General features: G+C 47.7%; 1 rRNA gene. It reads left to right on the top strand.

The features are described from left to right. Positions 1-211: ribosomal RNA gene (locus CEY08_RS29745) — 16S ribosomal RNA — on the top strand; the annotation flags it as partial. Positions 212-516 lie beyond the last annotated feature (305 nt).

The raw sequence follows: 516 nt of genomic DNA, 5'->3' as shown, positions 1-516 counted from the left end.
AAGTCGGAATCGCTAGTAATCGCGGATCAGCATGTCGCGGTGAATACGTTCCCGGGTCTTGTACACACCGCCCGTCACACCATGGGAGTGGGTTTTACCAGAAGTAGTTAGCCTAACCGTAAGGGGGGCGATTACCACGGTAGGATTCATGACTGGGGTGAAGTCGTAACAAGGTAGCCGTATCGGAAGGTGCGGCTGGATCACCTCCTTTCAGAGCTTAGCGCTCGTGTTAAGCGTCCACTCTTATCGGTTGTTGTTGTAGCGGGCGTCAGTATTTTTTGATGCCGTGTAGAAGCTAACTCATAGTGCTGCTTGCAGCGTTATGAGTTGGGTTTTACTCAACAGCTATATTTGTTCTTTAACAATCTGGAAGAAGCACAACGAAATGTGCTCATCGAGTAATCAGCTTGCTGATGAAGATGGGTACGGGTTGTGATTGCATTAATTTTGTTCCAAGTTCTCAAGACTAGGGTGAATAACCCTGGACTGCTTTGAAACTTATGAACGGCACAAACG

The organism is Achromobacter insolitus, from assembly GCF_002209555.1.
In the GTDB taxonomy this organism is placed as follows: Bacteria; Pseudomonadota; Gammaproteobacteria; order Burkholderiales; family Burkholderiaceae_B; genus Achromobacter; species Achromobacter insolitus.
Note: the sequence above shows the minus strand (reverse complement) of the source record. Positions and strands in the feature narration are given on the sequence as shown.